Annotated in this window: 17 protein-coding genes; 5 read left to right on the forward strand and 12 right to left on the reverse strand. The window is 43.2% G+C overall.

Translation table 11 applies throughout. The annotated features are described in order from the left end of the window. Window positions 1-233: 233 nt before the first annotated feature. Entirely contained in the window at window positions 234-1,358 is a 1,125-nt protein-coding gene (gene bchI / locus HUN01_RS06780; RefSeq protein ID WP_069071594.1) for a magnesium chelatase ATPase subunit I, read from the forward strand. 167 nt (window positions 1,359-1,525) lie between these two features. Next, window positions 1,526-1,822 carry a hypothetical protein gene (locus HUN01_RS06785; RefSeq protein ID WP_181930631.1) on the forward strand — a complete coding sequence of 99 codons (297 nt, stop codon included), beginning with the start codon at window positions 1,526-1,528 and terminating at the stop codon, window positions 1,820-1,822. Between the two features lie 543 nt (window positions 1,823-2,365). Here HUN01_RS06785 and HUN01_RS06790 read toward each other — a convergent pair. Genes HUN01_RS06790 through HUN01_RS06820 form a run of 7 tightly spaced genes read right to left on the reverse strand, consistent with a single transcriptional unit; the run spans window position 2,366 to window position 6,307 of the window. Next, complete coding sequence (locus tag HUN01_RS06790; RefSeq protein ID WP_181930632.1) at window positions 2,366-2,593, reverse strand: hypothetical protein; 228 nt, start codon at window positions 2,591-2,593, stop codon at window positions 2,366-2,368. A 2-nt stretch (window positions 2,594-2,595) separates the two neighbouring features. Further along, on the reverse strand, window positions 2,596-3,021 hold the full coding sequence (locus HUN01_RS06795; protein ID WP_181930633.1) for a hypothetical protein: 426 nt from the start codon (window positions 3,019-3,021) through the stop codon (window positions 2,596-2,598). Then, window positions 3,018-3,425, reverse strand: a complete 408-nt coding sequence (locus HUN01_RS06800; protein WP_181930634.1) for a hypothetical protein — start codon at window positions 3,423-3,425, stop codon at window positions 3,018-3,020. The genes HUN01_RS06795 and HUN01_RS06800 overlap by 4 nt, the downstream gene beginning before the upstream one ends. A gap of 12 nt (window positions 3,426-3,437) precedes the next feature. Next, on the reverse strand, window positions 3,438-5,006 hold the full coding sequence (locus tag HUN01_RS06805; RefSeq protein ID WP_181930635.1) for a hypothetical protein: 1,569 nt from the start codon (window positions 5,004-5,006) through the stop codon (window positions 3,438-3,440). Continuing rightward, window positions 4,997-5,392 carry a hypothetical protein gene (locus tag HUN01_RS06810; RefSeq protein WP_181930636.1) on the reverse strand — a complete coding sequence of 132 codons (396 nt, stop codon included), beginning with the start codon at window positions 5,390-5,392 and terminating at the stop codon, window positions 4,997-4,999. The genes HUN01_RS06805 and HUN01_RS06810 overlap by 10 nt, the downstream gene beginning before the upstream one ends. After that, window positions 5,376-5,618 carry a hypothetical protein gene (locus HUN01_RS06815; RefSeq protein ID WP_181930637.1) on the reverse strand — a complete coding sequence of 81 codons (243 nt, stop codon included), beginning with the start codon at window positions 5,616-5,618 and terminating at the stop codon, window positions 5,376-5,378. Before HUN01_RS06815 ends, HUN01_RS06810 begins: the two co-directional genes overlap by 17 nt. A 2-nt stretch (window positions 5,619-5,620) precedes the next feature. Then, window positions 5,621-6,307: a hypothetical protein gene (locus HUN01_RS06820; RefSeq protein WP_181930638.1), complete on the reverse strand. Its 687-nt coding sequence runs from the start codon at window positions 6,305-6,307 to the stop codon at window positions 5,621-5,623. A gap of 263 nt (window positions 6,308-6,570) precedes the next feature. On the opposite strand from HUN01_RS06820, the gene HUN01_RS06825 reads away from it, so the two are divergent. Continuing rightward, entirely contained in the window at window positions 6,571-6,816 is a 246-nt protein-coding gene (locus HUN01_RS06825) for a hypothetical protein (protein WP_181930639.1), read from the forward strand. Window position 6,817: 1 nt separating this feature from the next. Here the strand turns inward: HUN01_RS06825 and HUN01_RS06830 are convergent, their stop codons facing one another. The 4 genes from HUN01_RS06830 to HUN01_RS06845 are packed head-to-tail and all read right to left on the reverse strand — an operon-like array spanning window position 6,818 to window position 10,104. Continuing rightward, entirely contained in the window at window positions 6,818-8,794 is a 1,977-nt protein-coding gene (locus HUN01_RS06830) for a hypothetical protein (protein ID WP_181930640.1), read from the reverse strand. Beyond that, window positions 8,791-8,955 (reverse strand): hypothetical protein, encoded by a 165-nt coding sequence (locus HUN01_RS06835; protein ID WP_181930641.1) that lies wholly within the window; start codon window positions 8,953-8,955, stop codon window positions 8,791-8,793. The genes HUN01_RS06830 and HUN01_RS06835 overlap by 4 nt, the downstream gene beginning before the upstream one ends. Further along, on the reverse strand, window positions 8,955-9,275 hold the full coding sequence (locus HUN01_RS06840; RefSeq protein WP_181930642.1) for a hypothetical protein: 321 nt from the start codon (window positions 9,273-9,275) through the stop codon (window positions 8,955-8,957). Before HUN01_RS06840 ends, HUN01_RS06835 begins: the two co-directional genes overlap by 1 nt. A gap of 16 nt (window positions 9,276-9,291) precedes the next feature. Beyond that, window positions 9,292-10,104 (reverse strand): hypothetical protein, encoded by an 813-nt coding sequence (locus HUN01_RS06845; protein ID WP_181930643.1) that lies wholly within the window; start codon window positions 10,102-10,104, stop codon window positions 9,292-9,294. Window positions 10,105-10,161: 57 nt separating this feature from the next. On the opposite strand from HUN01_RS06845, the gene HUN01_RS06850 reads away from it, so the two are divergent. Both HUN01_RS06850 and HUN01_RS06855 read left to right on the forward strand, forming a co-directional pair. After that, on the forward strand, window positions 10,162-10,734 hold the full coding sequence (locus tag HUN01_RS06850) for a hypothetical protein (RefSeq protein WP_181930644.1): 573 nt from the start codon (window positions 10,162-10,164) through the stop codon (window positions 10,732-10,734). Continuing rightward, window positions 10,731-11,105, forward strand: a complete 375-nt coding sequence (locus HUN01_RS06855; protein WP_181930645.1) for a hypothetical protein — start codon at window positions 10,731-10,733, stop codon at window positions 11,103-11,105. Before HUN01_RS06850 ends, HUN01_RS06855 begins: the two co-directional genes overlap by 4 nt. A 122-nt stretch (window positions 11,106-11,227) precedes the next feature. On the opposite strand, the gene HUN01_RS06860 is transcribed toward HUN01_RS06855, so the two are convergent. Further along, entirely contained in the window at window positions 11,228-14,134 is a 2,907-nt protein-coding gene (locus HUN01_RS06860) for a DUF3854 domain-containing protein (protein ID WP_181930646.1), read from the reverse strand. Window positions 14,135-14,247 lie beyond the last annotated feature (113 nt).

Genomic DNA, 14,247 nt, shown 5'->3' on the forward strand with positions numbered 1-14,247 from the left:
GCTAATAAGCATTTGTGCCCAATAGATATTGGTATGGGGAATTGGGCATTGGGCATTGGGCATTGGGCATTGGGTATGAGGGAAGAGATAAGGAAGGGGTACAAGGTAAAATTTTCTCCTTTATCTTCCCTTGCCTCCCCTGCCTCCCCTGCTTCCGATCTTCACATTCCCCCATGCCCTACCTGTGTCACAATAAAGAACTGTAATAAGAAAAATATTGTTAAGGTAATTTAGTGAGTCCAACTGCTCAATCCACGGCAAGTGCGCGTCGCGTAGTATTTCCTTTTACGGCAATAGTGGGCCAGGAAGAAATGAAACTGGCGCTGCTATTGAACGTGATTGACCCCAAAATTGGGGGTGTAATGATTATGGGCGATCGCGGCACCGGAAAATCCACAACTATCCGGGCGCTGGCGGATCTGCTGCCAGAAATTTCTGTGGTTGCTAATGACCCCTTCAGTAGCGATCCTAGCGACCCCGACTTGATGAGCGATGAAGTCCGCCAACTGTTAGAACAAGGGGCAGAAATTCCCGTAGCTCACAAAAAAGTCCAAATGGTAGACTTGCCACTAGGAGCCACAGAAGACCGAGTTTGTGGCACAATCGACATCGAGAAAGCTTTATCTGAAGGTGTCAAAGCTTTTGAACCAGGACTGCTGGCAAAGGCTAACCGAGGTATTCTCTATGTAGATGAAGTCAACTTACTAGACGACCATCTTGTAGACGTGTTACTCGACTCCGCCGCCAGTGGATGGAACACTGTAGAACGGGAAGGTATTTCTATTCGTCACCCAGCACGTTTCGTTCTTGTGGGTTCTGGAAATCCAGAAGAAGGCGAACTACGCCCCCAATTGCTCGATCGCTTTGGGATGCACGCAGAAATTCACACAGTAAAGGAACCAGCCTTGCGGGTGCAAATCGTAGAACAACGGGCGGATTTTGATCAAAATCCTCCAGCATTTCTCGAAAATTACAAACCCCAGCAAGAAGCATTGCAAGAGCAGATTGTCAATGCTCAACAGCTTTTGCCAAAAGTGAACATGGACTATGATCTGCGGGTGAAAATTTCTGAAGTCTGTTCAGAATTGGATGTAGATGGTTTGCGGGGTGACATTGTTAGTAACCGCGCCGCCAAAGCCTTAACAGCTTATGAAGGACGCACTGAAGTTACAGTTGATGATATCCATCGCGTAATTACGCTATGTTTGCGTCACAGACTGCGGAAAGACCCCTTAGAATCGATTGATTCTGGCTACAAAGTAGCCAAAGTTTTTAGCCGCGTCTTTGGCGTCGAACTACCAGAAAGTGATACTGCACAAAAAAACGGTACAGGTCAAAAGTTAGGGGCTAGAGGTTAAAAGTTAGGAGCGGAGCCGGAAACGCTCCGCCTCCGGTGAAGAATTAATAGTTAAGAGTTTTGAATAGAAAGCTGCTTCATATCTCACAACTTTAATTCCTCAATCAGCACTGACTATAAATCACAACTCCTAACTCTTAACTCAGCACTTAGCACTCAGCATTGAATATGAGATTTTGGTCTTTTTGGTTCAACAGCTTTATTCTATCTAGCCAATACGATCCGCCCAGGTTTGTAGAGTTATTGATGCTCTTATTAGCGATCGCTATGCTGGCAATAGGCAGTATTTTACCCGACAGGCCCTATTTAATTTTATGCTTGAGCTTAATAATTGGGTCATCTATTTCTATCTTAGTGCGGGAAGCGATCGCCCCCTCACCCCAGACACGAATTACCCAACTAACAGCATCTCTATTGCTCATCATCAGCCTATGTGGCTTTGCTGACTTAATGTATACTCTTTAAAATTAGTCATTTGTTATTTGTCCTTTGTCGTTTGTTAGTTATAAGCCAATACGCTTGGGTTAAGGTTTATTGGTGTAGGTAATTGGTCTTTGAAGACGCGATTTATCGCGTCTCTACATGAGGGTTTTGTTGCTTATTCTGAACTGTGTTGAGTTATAAACACCAATAGACTAATGACTAATGACCAATGACCAATGACTAATGACTAATCATTCCATTTTTGCATTTCTACCAATTCCATACACAACTCAATAGGATGATTACTGAATAAGCACTTCAGGTAGTTATTATCCTTTTGCTACTCATCCGCTACTCAATCAAGTGTGAAATCTTTCATTTTTAGCGATCGCAAGCAGCAATTGCGCTACTCAAATGCTACTCATTAGCGCCCAGTGAGTAAACTGGGGAATGCACATGGGAAAACAGCGTCCGCTTGCCAGTACGTCATCAACGCCTGCTAGAAGGTGACGGGCATAGTGCGGGGGAAGGTCAACTCTTCTTCAGGATGGGAGGCAGGGAATAAATACTTGTGCGAATTTTGAATTAAGAGTGAATCCCCAGTGAATCCCCAGTAGATTGAGAAGTGCGATCGCGTTCGTATTCCTGAGCAGTTTTATATTCGCACTGAAATTGCTCTAGTTCTTGTATGCGCTTCTCCAAAAGAGTATGCCTGACGCCATTGATCTGAATCATCTCGCTTATTTTGGTGTTTAGCTGATTTAGGATCAGTAGCAATTCCTCTTGATTCAAAGGTTCAGTAATTTGAGTCACAGCTATTCTTCCTGAGTATTTTCTTCATATTCTCTGATATTAAAGGTAGTGTCACGCTGCAAAAATCGCTGAATATCCCGTGTATAGAAGAGAAGGCGCTTAAATTTATGATTAATTTTTTGGTCTAACTGCCCCATTACCATTTGCACCACATCCTTTCTGTTTACATATTCTTGGATGTGTAAATCAAACCTCTTATCCAAATCCCTGATTTTTTCAGCATTGTTAGCTTGTTCTTTCAGCGCTAGTTCAATTTGGCTAATGGAAGCCGAGATACTATTCATTTTGCTAATTATGCGAATAGCCACTCCAGCCAAAGCAGAGACGCTGACCAAAATGCCCAAAAACACTCCAGTACTTTCTAGGGTTAATGTAATCCCTGGCGAGTTGGGAGGGCTAACAGCTATTGTCGAAGCTGTGTTGTTCATAAATCAACTGCCAGCTTACTATTCTTGACCTTGCCCAATTCAGAAAGTAATTGCTTCTGCAAGAAGTCTGCCGAAGCAGGTATTATCTGGTCTTGATAACATATCTCCCAATAATTTTGAGGATGACGACGCAAATAGAAACCAATGGTCAGAAACTCAAAATAGGCACAAACTGAAAATACCGATATTTCTTTAGGTGGCAGTACCTTGAGTTTCAATGATGATTGAATATTGCCATCAAGACAACTATTCAGTTCATTCTCAAACTGCTTAATCAACAATTCAGATGCCGCTTGTTCTGCCGATAATCTATAAGTCTGGATTGCACTTTCTTTCTCATTGATAGACTTCCATTGACTATCAATAGCAGCTTCAATGTTGAATCCTGGCAATATAATTTCCATATTTACTATTAATTAAGTTGTAAGGTTTTCCGCTCCTGGCTTCTTCAGGAGTTCAATAATCCTGGCTTCAAAATCATTGGGTTTAGCATCTACCCATAAATCAATGCGGTCATTCTTGCGAATGTAGCGTTTTCCGTTAATAGGAATACCGCTCCCTAAAGCACCTGGAATTTGATACTGGTTGAGAATCGTAAAATATGCCGGATAAATCTGCACAGGCTGCTTAAGGTAGCTGCCAGTGTTGTCTTCTGTCCGGTCTTCAGTGATTGTGGGTTTTTTGATTAATTCAGCTTTAGAGAGAGCTAACAAAGCTCTCATTCGGTCTTCGGCTTCATCGGCAGTAGATGCATACACCGCCATCTGCCGTCCGTTATCCAGAAATCCGGTTACGCGGTATCGCCCGTAGAGGTATCCATTTGCACCGCCACAAGCAAGCTTGATTCTTTCCCAATCTATTTTGGATGGGTCAATGTCAGGTACAGAGCAAGTAGCACTTACTAATCTGTCATTACCTCGTTTTGTCCACGGTGGAGTTTTGTTACTGAAGAATTGAATTTGCAGGCTGATGGTTCTTGGCTTGGCTCTTAAGTATTCATCAATTGGCGCTCCGACAAAAGTACCGATATCCCTAGATTCCATCAGTTGGTAATTGGTCAGCGTTTGCACAATCACTGGTCTTAATGCTTCCTGGGGCCCAGCAAGAATAATTCGCTGATCCTCAATGCTTCTATCAGGTTGGATTTCAACATAGCGAGTGCGGCCCAATGGCGGTTGATTCTGTTGCCTCAACTTTTCCAAAGCCAAGTACGAATCAATCGAATTCGCTACTACGTAACCAGCCTCTACGCATCCGTCCCAGGCTTCCTCTAGGAACTCCTCTACAAAGTTGCGGATAGCTTCATTAGGGATAGACTCAACGGCATTATCAACAGCGATCGCAAAAGACCAAGGCTTAGACCCCTCATTACCCCAAGCCTTTACTAGCTTTTCTGTATTGCTTCCAAACAATCGCCCCATCAATTGGGAATTGGACTTGATAAATTTGCGGACATTTTTGAAGCCCCACAAAATAAGCGATTGAACGCCACTCATGAAACAATATCTAACTAGTCCAGCCAAATTGGACATGAATTCTTCCGCCATTTCTTCGCCAACATTTTTGAGTACATAAGCCCCTAGAGGCTCATTGAAAGCAAAAATTGTTGCACCAGGAAGAATGCCGCAAGCAAGATACCCAGCCGAATTGCCTAAAGTTCCTCCCAGCATTCCGCTTAAAGCGTTCCACCTTTGTTGAATTTGTTGGTCTATCTCGGTATCTGTCATGTTCCAATTGAAGTTCCAAATAAATTGGGACGTGGATACAAATAGACTCCATAAACCTGTTAGAGAGAAACTTATAAACTTTCCAACATTTGCTACCAAAAACCCCACCAATCGCTTGCCACCATTCCAAAGCCAACTTAAAAGACCGCCTTCGTCTTCTTCGCTGTCTTCAAAAGAGTTATCAAAAGTGCGATCGCCAATCGCGGATCGCACAACTGTTGATTCCAATTCTTCAACAAGAATATCGGCTAGCCCCATAACTCCTCCAGCCGCACTTGCAAATTCGCGTCTGGGGTAATACCCACTAAACGGGGACGACGCCAACTGACTTTGTAAATTTCAAAATCTCGGAAGTAAACAGAACGCTCTTGGAAGTCAGCGGGGATAGGCATTTCAAAAATTACGGGGGTAGTGGCAGGGTAAATTCTAAAAGCTGCTCCCGTTGCGTCAGTGTTGGCTGTGGTGTATCGGGGGCGGATCAAGACGTAACTAGATAACTTGCTCCAGTCTGAGCAAAGGAAAGATGCTCTCAGTGTGGCATTTGCGCCGGTAGCTGTCGTTGGGAATTTTACCCAAAGTTTTTTCTCAGCTTGTACCGTGCCAAGGTCATTCCACACCCCAATGTCATCAGTCCTCGTCGTCATCGCCACATTCCTCTAGCCGTTGGTCGTATTCACCGCCCTCGATGTACTCTTCCATTTCTTCTTGGGTCACCACTTCCAAAATTCCGCTGCCACTGCGGGCGACAAACGCGAAATCAGGGTTGTGGTAGGCGAAGTTACGCCAAGCGGGGGGAAGGGTGCAATAAAGGTAGTCGTCAAAGAAAGGGTGTCCGGGGAGAATTAACCCGGACTCGGTCTCAATTACCATGATTACGAACCACCGCCACCACCACTAGAGGCAACTAGCACAATCTCCTCACTGAGAATGTCGTAGCCAGCAGTTGAAACATTTTCTGCCATGCTCGTTGAATAAAAACTTGAAAAATTAGAACCATCCGTCAACTGTTTACTAGCTCTACCAGGACGTGGCTTTGAGGAACCAGAGACAAGTTTGTTGCGTTCAGTATTGGAGATCGTTTCTGAATGCTCCAACCCCAGTTCAGCACCGTAAGCCTCAAAATCAGCCTTGTTCATTGAAAAACAGTAAAGGCTACCATCTGACAACGTGGCGACAGCTGTTAGACTTCCTCTTTGAGCGCTTGAAGCTCTTAGAGTTACGCTGCGGCGGTTTTTAGATAAATTCCAGGACTTGCCTAGTGCGGTAGCTAGCTTATCGTAAGCGCAAAAGGTAGAGACTGATTGCTGCTGCCCAACGGTAGCATTCGATATCCTTTTCGTAACTCTGGCTGGCTTAGGTGCTTGAGCGCCAATTACCAAGATTAAGCCAGATCCAGTAACCGCAGATTGAGCAGTATGTCCTAAATCAGTGGTTAGGTCTGTTTGAGAAATTCCTGAGATACTAGCCAAATTTTTGCTTTTCCAACCAAATCTGACAACAGGATTAACGGCTACAAAGATTACATCTTCTCGCTTTTTATTACGGGTATAACTTGGCATGATTTGTAAAATGAATTCAGTACACACAACTCTATGTGAGGCTGAATAGCTATTACCAGGGAACAAACACGGCTATAGCAGATATTCGTCCAAATGAATCATTGAGTATTAAATAATGCTAACAACCTTTCAAGAACAACACCTACACAAACTTTGACCCCAAGGCAAAACGATGTTACGGGCTATTAGAACCCTATGGGTGCTAAAAAAGTACGAGGCTGCCTGATGGGTAACTCTTGCCGCCTGGTAAAGGAGTGAAAACAATGGATCTTATCTGCTACCCCTTGATGGGGACGAAAAGCCAACGGTGTATGCTTCGCAGGCGTGCTAAAGGCTGGCAAGTAGGGGGTAGGGCTTACCACTACGTACCCCGATACGAACTTATCCGTCGCCTCATGGAACAAACGGGATTATCCGAGGAATCCGTTAGAAAACAGATACGAGACGAGAGGCTTTGGCTTTTACAAGAAGATTATGGAACAGGTGCAATTACCGCAGCAGATGTGTGAATTACTGCCCTTGGTCTTCGACATCACTAGTATCATTGCCAATTTCGCGGATTTTCGGGCGCTGCGCTAAAGGTCGGCTGTAGGGGTCGGTTGTATTAGTAATTCCCGGCTGGGCGATGAATCCCTGTTCAGCTTCCTCAATGAAACTGTCCCATTCATTCTTTATCGGTTTGGATGGATCTGGAGAAACAGGGGGATTGTCTTTCACAAGCCCATCAACGGACTTGGAGAGGTCAATCGCACCACTCAAAAACTCTTTGAGCTTATTGAGAGTATCGCCAGTTCCAAGATTTTTGAAGTTAGCTGCTTTCCACATCGCGGCTAACTCTAGGATTGGTGCGAGAGCGTCGTTGAGGTCTTCCTTATCGTCATTCTCCCAACCCTTTACCTTTACCTGTCCGCTTTTTAGCATTTGGTCTAGGCGAGGTTCCCCAGGCTTGAAGGTAAAGGGCACATCTTTCTCTACTTGTTTGCCCTTATACCCCAAATATTCTGCATTTCCTCTACTGTAATCAGCCGCCAGGATTGCAGATTGCTTGGCACTTCCTGCCTCAATCATGCTGTTTGTTGTAGCAATTAGATTGGCGTTACTCTCACTTTGAAGTGTTAGCAAAATCCCCATAATTTCTGCTAGCGCTTCTGCAATATTTGGCAAGGATACTTTCTTCTCTTGATCACCTTCTTGAGTTAAATCAGCATCCTTGATTTTGATTTCTAAAGGATACTTACCTGATAAAGCATCCAATTGTTTCACACTATAAGAAACGTATTGAGCTAAATTCTGAATTTGAATAATTCCAGCATCTTTTTTAGTTAGCAGTTTTGGCACACTAGCAGGTAAGTCATCCGAACCAATTTTTTTAAGAATTAATCTAAGAAGTCTTTCTAAATCAGAATTATCTGGGCAGCATCCCATCTTGCAGCATTCCTTTTTTGGCGGTGGAGGTGGGTCAATTGGTGGGGTGGCATCGGGGCAAAAGAAAAAAAGTTGGTAAATGTAAGTTTCTGTCCAAATATTTGGTGCAGTGGCTCTCTGATTGAAGATATTTTGTCTTGTCAAATTGTTATATTGGGTCTTGCTCATAAATGACATTAGCGAGAAACTGCCAATTATGTGCGAGGCTATCGGGTTTGATTTGCGGAGTACTTTTATATTCGTTTGTTTAGTAGCAGTGCTGATGTATATGACTGCATCCGTCTCTTGCTCGTATCTCCACTCTGTTGTTGGGTCAAGCACATCTCCGTCAATCGTTCCACCTTTCAGTCGCCATTGTTCAGCTCTGGATTGGATACCAAATGTCATTCCGTCGTATGCGGAATTAAAAACGAAACTATGTGTAGCAGAATAAAACACACAAAAATCCGCAGGGGTATCATATCCAACAATCTCATCACTATTATTCAAAGGATAAATTACCTTTGTTATTTTGCAAGTATTCCGTAAATCCGCCCTAGCTCCATTGGTATATCGCTGCACTGATGTTTGGAGTGGCGTAGAAATTGCTACCAGTCCATAGTCACAATTAGCAGGCATTTTAGACGAATTACCTGGTGTGATAGCTGGCTCCGGTAGCGGTGGATCTTCAGGTTTGCAATCAGGATTTCTCCAAACAATTTGAAGTGGAGGTAACTTTATAAATCCCAGAGTGCCACTAAATTGCACTCCAATATTGCATTCATCTAAAACAATCTCAACACTAAGTCCAACTGGACTAAGGTCGAAAGGATTTTCCCCACACCAAGGGCTGTCTGGATATCTATCACAATCGGTTGGATCTGCGGGGGTATCCGGTGTTGCGTAAAAAGGACTATTAAAAAGTGGTACTAGTCCTTCTTGTGGATCAACTATTTCATAATTTAAAGGATTTGGTGAATTTGGTCTTTTGGTTTTGGGTGGTTTTCTAAATTGATTTTGTGTTTTCTTTTCTAAGTTGAAATTTGGTTTTTTAGCTAGGTCTATCTTGGCAAGTCTAATCATTTTACAAATCTAACGCTCAAGGCTTTGGATTTATTATTCAAGCGCTGATACTTGTTTTTCATTACTTCAAGCTCAATCTTGCCGAAAATTCGGTAAGGCATCTTAAAGTCTCGTGGGTCATTTACTACCCCAATCAATTTGTCGTATTGTTCGTAGGGCATTAAACAAACTCTCTAATTTCTACAGAACCAGTTCCGGAGGCTATAACCCCATAAAAATGTCCTGTATAGATTTTGTTAGCTGGCAATTCATAGAATCCACCTGCGGGGATTGCAACCATATAGTTTGTGGTTGTTACACCTGCTAAAGCATCAATGAAAAGAGTTTGATTCAAGATATTGAAAATAGTTAAGCCTTTTCTATTCGTGTTAGCAGGTACAATTTCTGATGCTGTAGAAGACAATGAATTTGTTATTTCGCTAGCTGAAGATGAAGTATCAACTGGAAGGCTAAAGGTAGCAGGGGGATTATATAGCGGCATATTTTCAAGTGGTAGATTAAGTAGATTGTATTCCCAGCAATTGGCTACCGCCAGTGGAGACAGCAGATATCTCTCCTAAATAAGCAACATCGTTGATAGAAAAATCAAATGCTCCACCAGGTTGCACGGGGATACCTTCATTTAAAAGGGCTGTTCCCCCAAAGTTCAAGTAAATTGGGGAATTACCAGTGTTAGTTAAAAGTACGTATTTTCTAGTGGGTGTTGCTGGCACAGCTATTGTGCTTGCTGTCCCAATAATTTTATTAATTGGAGTTGAATTAATAATCGGAGGGATGTAGTTGGCTTCCTCGATAACTATTTCTAAAACATAGCTACCATGAATGGTAATTAAATCGTTGCCTGCTAAAGAGCCGTGCCCCACCTCTTTGATTTCTACTCCCACTCTACCGTTTTCTCCTAATTCTACTGCTAGATTATCGGTGTAAAGGTCAAGTAAGTTGTAAATGCGGTAAGGATACCCACTGGGGTTTAATAAACTTATTCCGCCTACCAAATACCAATCAGTTGTATTGTTAGATATGTAAAGATTTAATTGGAAACGTGGCGATTGCCATTCCACGTCCAGTACTTTGTAAAGTCTTTCTGTCTCGCTATCTTCAATGGAGATATTTGGCAGATTTATTGGAGGTAAGCTGGTAATTTGGGCGAAAGCTTTGAGATTTTTGATGAAAGCATTGGCTGAAAGTATCTGTCCTCCTCCTGTTATTCCAGTCAGAGAGTTAGTAATTATTGGTATTATTCCTGTTGGGGAAGTGGAATCAATTTTTTTGACAATGGTCAAAACTTTGTTGTAAGTAATGATTGTCATATTGAAATAAGCAACAACAAGTTATTATATACTAGAAAATGCTTTAAACTTTTAAGTATGCCACTTTCTCTTACTAATCTTTCTAACATTGAGCATCCTGGTTATGTTTCAGGAAGATATTATCAGGGGTTTAGAGATGCTTCTGCTGATACGTCTTCCACCGCCGCTTTTACCATTAATTTTATTACTTACTATTTGTTTACTGTCTATCATCAAATAACGCTAACTCGACTAGGCATTTATGTTGCTGGCAGTGTTAGTGGGGCAAACGTAAGACTTAGGATTTATTCTAACCAGAATGGTATCCCATTGAACTTATTGGCAGATGGAGGAAATATAATTGCTGCATCCCCTGGAGCAAAAGAAGCAATTATATCTTTGCCTTTAACACCTGGTAATTATTGGCTAGGAGGAACAACAACGGTTGCCCCTTCGCTTTACAGCGCCATAAGTTTTCTAGGAACAAATCATGATTTAGGGCAATCTGCACCTTCAAGCGTACTTGCCACCTGTGGACAAAGAAACACCATTGCTGTTTCTCCCGATGCTCTTGGATCAGAGGCTCCTACCGATAATCTCCAGTTAATTACTGGTAATATTCGTCCATTTTTTTGGTTTAAAGTTGCATGAAAATACAAACTTTTCAGGATGGAGAGTTTATAGAAGAAAGAGACATTGAGGGTTTTACTTTCCCTCCTAATATTTCTCAATTTAATACTGAAATGCTTTTTAGCCCTAGCTATATGAAGCTAATCGCTAACGCTGGGGATAACGACGCAAAAACAAGGTTAGAGTTGTTGTCAGTTCGGCTAGAATTAAAACCTCTTGTTACAAGTGAAGACTTGCAAATATTCAAACTAATTTGGGATACTTTGGTTTCGTCTGTTCCTGAAGGTGTTCTTACCCTGGGGGACGCAGCAGAATATAACCAGCTTGCAGAATCTAATAATATGCCTTTTAGATTCGGTGCTGATCTGAAGATGGAAATATTAGCCGTTTGATGGCGTGACAAACTTCTCTAGGGCGAATAACCTGAAGTTCAACAAGTATTCACAAGTTTTCTGCGCGATCGCTCTTTTAGGTAGAAGGGCGATCGCGTTTCACTCTGCCTGAAAGTTTTTGATCATGGTTTGCTGAGTTGGTTTGCTCTTACGTACTGGAATCGCCCAGAAGAGAATTCAACTTGCCATTTTCCTTGCCAGCGTCCAACTATCTTCACTATTTCCCCGCCGTACATAGCATTTCTATTTACTTGAGGTTGCCACGGCTCCTGTTTTTCAAGCCATTCTTTAGATATTTTCTTAGCACCTTCCTCAAAATCACCTGCTTGAGTGAGTCCTACTTTAATAGTGGCTTGCCCTCCAGTAGGCCAAATCCAGGTCATAGAGCATTCGTAACCAGTAGGGTTTTTAGCTGCATCCAAAATGGTTGCCTCTGGTTTGGCAGTGCAGATTATGTCTCCAAGGTGGGTGGCGATGTGAAGGCTAAGAAGTGTTGGGTTTATTAGCCAGAAATCGAAATCTTTTTTAGAACTAATGGTATTTGGTTTATCAGCCGCTAAAGCCTGATCTGCTTCATCAGTTTTTTCCTCTATATAAGTTGAGGTTACGTCAGCGCCACCCGTCACCTCCTTGTCTGGCAAGGGTTCCAACCCGTCACCTGACCCGTCACCTGACCCGTCACCTGACCCGTCACCTGACCCGTCACCTGAAGAATCACCTGAAGAATCACCACCCGTCACCCGCTCCATGAGCAAGTAATCGTATGTCGGAATTTCCAAATCTGAAGCAGTCCTTAGCCGCAGTCCTTTGATAAACTTGCCAGTTTTTGTATGGTGTTTCAGTACTGGCCATTTCAGAATTGTGTGACAAAGTTCTATTAAATCGGGGGTAAAAACCTTACTACTCTTGGGCAAGTCACCGGAAGCCTGACAATGGCGGACATAAGAGCCAAACAAGGTATGAACCTGTTCACCATTTGCTCCCTCGTTTCTGTCATTTCCGATTGGGGTAACAGCGTTGACATCATAAATAATTTTGTCGTTGATCCAGGCTGCGACAGAATCGCCCTTCATCTGGTTGTTCCAGAATTCCAACGTACATTCTGGGATTTCTTTCTTGCCCCTCAACACTGCGGTGACGTGATCATCACTGAGTGAAAGCAAGTAGTTAGTGAACGCTGCTAATTCTGGCTCAAATACCGTAGATAACTGTTGACGCTTCGCTTCGGGAACTGTGTTGTTGCATGGAACGGTGATGGTTCGACGCTTGGCACGGCTGCTGCTGCCACCACTGAAAACGGGGAAATTGGAGACTACTAAGGTCATACCCTCGTAATCAAAGTTGAAAGATTTCTTCCTTTTTTCCTCAGCCCTCACCTGGTCTTCACCAGTCAAGCTGAGGAATCTGCCTATGGTTCCTCTGTAAGGATCTTCGTCGGGGAAGATGACCAGCCGCTTACCAAAAGCGTTGGCTCCCTCGAACTGGTTGGTACACCAGATGGGGAGATTGGTTACTAAAACGTTTTGCTTGCCAATCAATTCAGTCAGCAATCTGGTGAATGTTCCCTTGCCTGTTCCACCCAATCCAATTAGGTGAAGAAATTTCTGTAAGTCATACCGTCCCTTGATGACAGCGTTGCAGTAACAAATTAGCAATTCCTTAATATCAGCATTACCAGCTGCAAGGTGTTCTAGGAATGCGCTGATATTTTCCCAGCTTCCACCTTCGGCAGAATAATCCCTTGGTAGACACCAAGTCAGCCGATATTTCGGTGAGTGTGGTAATAAATCACCTGTCTTAACTTCTGCGACTCCGTTGAGAAAAGGGAGAAAATCGCGGGATGAGACTTGATTCCACTGTCGTTCAATGAGTTCGTGGCGGAGTATTTTTACTACACCAGTGACATAATCAGGCCCAAAATTGTAAGCGCCTTCATTGCCGAGGATCTTATAAACGATTGATTCTACGTATTCCGGCGATTCATTAGACCAAACGCCATCGAAATCAGCCGCGTATCTGCGCCATTGCTTGGTTTCATTATCAAATGCCAGTAGTTGACGGTAATCTTCGGCTATTTTTTTCGCCATCTGGTCAGGCGGCGGGTTTTTGTGTTTCTCTTCCTTGGAGTCAGATGTACTGTTGGGGTGAAATTGCTTCTCTAGTCGAGCGATCGCTCGATTGTAAGCTGAGTCAAAAGCCCCAAATCCTTTGTTAACCATTAGGTCGTCTACTCCTTTGCCATCTTCCGATGACCAAACAATATCTTCTCTGTAGGTCTGAAATCCATCCCTGTCGAGGACATTTCCTAGACTTCGCTTGGCGGCGTTAACCCGATGTCTGGTTTTTTCTTTGCTGTCACGGTCTAGGGCAAATAGCCAAATTGCACTCTCCTGGTTGAATCGCTTTAAGTCGGGGATTAATTTTTCTCTGCCACCGCTGCTACAGCCGTAGAGAGGGAGGGGGACATATCCCTGAGTCAGCATGGCTAATCCCTTTTTGCCCCCTTCGCCGATGATCCGGGGAATAGAAGCGGTTTCAAACCATTCCCAGAAACTACCATCTGTGGGTATTTCTACCGCATACCGGGAAGCAATGCGTTTTCTGGTAGATGGGGGAACGGGAGGGAGATAAACGCGATCGCCATTGTCTGTGGGAGCCATATATTTGTAAGGTCGCTGTCTGTCTTCGTCCCAGACTGAGACGATGGCTTGCCAGACTGTACCATCTTCGTTCATGAAGAAAGCGGCGTACATTGGCTCTTTGACTTGTTGGGTAAATCGGCTGAACGTCCAATTTAATGCCTCATGAATGGGGGTAGTTACTTCACCGCCATAGTCAAATTCTTGGTCTTCATGAAATTCGATGCAGTGTTTAAATAGCTTTGGATCTATGCCACTACCGTCTATAAAGGTGGTTTCGACGAACTCTTTAAACTCGTTAAAGGATTGGAATCTGTTTCTGGGATTAGCCTGCTGATATTCAGCATTTAGCGCCTCAGATGCTTGCTGTGAGAGAGTTGTGTTAATCATTTCTCCCTCCAGATATGCTATAATTTAGTGAAATTGATGTTTTTTTTGTCTGAGTAATGCTGTTACATTCACTCAGTTTTTTTTGTCTGTTTTTCATATCCTAGTCCTGGTAA

Origin of the sequence: Nostoc edaphicum CCNP1411 (assembly GCF_014023275.1) — a bacterium.
GTDB lineage: Bacteria > Cyanobacteriota > Cyanobacteriia > Cyanobacteriales > Nostocaceae > Nostoc > Nostoc edaphicum_A.

Bases quoted from the DNA above. Each gene is read 5' to 3' on its own strand.
- HUN01_RS06785 (WP_181930631.1), top strand. From the start codon at position 1,526: ATGAGATTTTGGTCTTTTTGGTTCAACAGCTTTATTCTATCTAGCCAA.
- HUN01_RS06795 (WP_181930633.1), bottom strand. From the start codon at position 3,021: ATGAACAACACAGCTTCGACAATAGCTGTTAGCCCTCCCAACTCGCCA.
- HUN01_RS06800 (WP_181930634.1), bottom strand. From the start codon at position 3,425: ATGGAAATTATATTGCCAGGATTCAACATTGAAGCTGCTATTGATAGT.
- HUN01_RS06805 (WP_181930635.1), bottom strand. From the start codon at position 5,006: ATGGGGCTAGCCGATATTCTTGTTGAAGAATTGGAATCAACAGTTGTG.
- HUN01_RS06810 (WP_181930636.1), bottom strand. From the start codon at position 5,392: ATGACGACGAGGACTGATGACATTGGGGTGTGGAATGACCTTGGCACG.
- HUN01_RS06815 (WP_181930637.1), bottom strand. From the start codon at position 5,618: ATGGTAATTGAGACCGAGTCCGGGTTAATTCTCCCCGGACACCCTTTC.
- HUN01_RS06820 (WP_181930638.1), bottom strand. From the start codon at position 6,307: ATGCCAAGTTATACCCGTAATAAAAAGCGAGAAGATGTAATCTTTGTA.
- HUN01_RS06825 (WP_181930639.1), top strand. From the start codon at position 6,571: ATGGATCTTATCTGCTACCCCTTGATGGGGACGAAAAGCCAACGGTGT.
- HUN01_RS06830 (WP_181930640.1), bottom strand. From the start codon at position 8,794: ATGATTAGACTTGCCAAGATAGACCTAGCTAAAAAACCAAATTTCAAC.
- HUN01_RS06835 (WP_181930641.1), bottom strand. From the start codon at position 8,955: ATGCCCTACGAACAATACGACAAATTGATTGGGGTAGTAAATGACCCA.
- HUN01_RS06840 (WP_181930642.1), bottom strand. From the start codon at position 9,275: ATGCCGCTATATAATCCCCCTGCTACCTTTAGCCTTCCAGTTGATACT.
- HUN01_RS06845 (WP_181930643.1), bottom strand. From the start codon at position 10,104: ATGACAATCATTACTTACAACAAAGTTTTGACCATTGTCAAAAAAATT.
- HUN01_RS06850 (WP_181930644.1), top strand. From the start codon at position 10,162: ATGCCACTTTCTCTTACTAATCTTTCTAACATTGAGCATCCTGGTTAT.
- HUN01_RS06855 (WP_181930645.1), top strand. From the start codon at position 10,731: ATGAAAATACAAACTTTTCAGGATGGAGAGTTTATAGAAGAAAGAGAC.
- HUN01_RS06860 (WP_181930646.1), bottom strand. From the start codon at position 14,134: ATGATTAACACAACTCTCTCACAGCAAGCATCTGAGGCGCTAAATGCT.